Here is a 282-nt window from a genome sequence, read left to right on the forward strand (position 1 = left end):
CACCTCGCTGGTGCTCGCCCTGCTGCAGGTCGGCGGCCACCCGTCGAAGACCGCACCGGAGGTGATCGAGCAGATCAAGGCGCTGGACGGCGACTACCGCTTCGAAACCTACTTCTCGCTGTCCTGCCAGAACTGCCCGGCCGTGGTCCAGGCGCTGAACCTGATGGCCGTGCTCAACCCGAACATCAAGCACGTCGCCATCGACGGCGCGCTGTTCCAGGACGAGGTCGAAGCCCGCCAGATCATGTCGGTGCCGAGCATCTACCTCAACGGCGAGCTGTT

General features: G+C 64.9%; 1 protein-coding gene. It reads left to right on the forward strand.

Annotation, left to right across the window (positions count from 1 at the left end; genetic code table 11):
* A partial coding sequence (locus tag U8L64_RS00615) for a thioredoxin family protein (protein ID WP_333392753.1) occupies nt 1-282 on the forward strand: 282 nt, incomplete at both ends.

This window comes from Pseudomonas sp. FIP_A4 (assembly GCF_036701605.1).
In the GTDB taxonomy this organism is placed as follows: Bacteria; Pseudomonadota; Gammaproteobacteria; order Pseudomonadales; family Pseudomonadaceae; genus Stutzerimonas; species Stutzerimonas phenolilytica.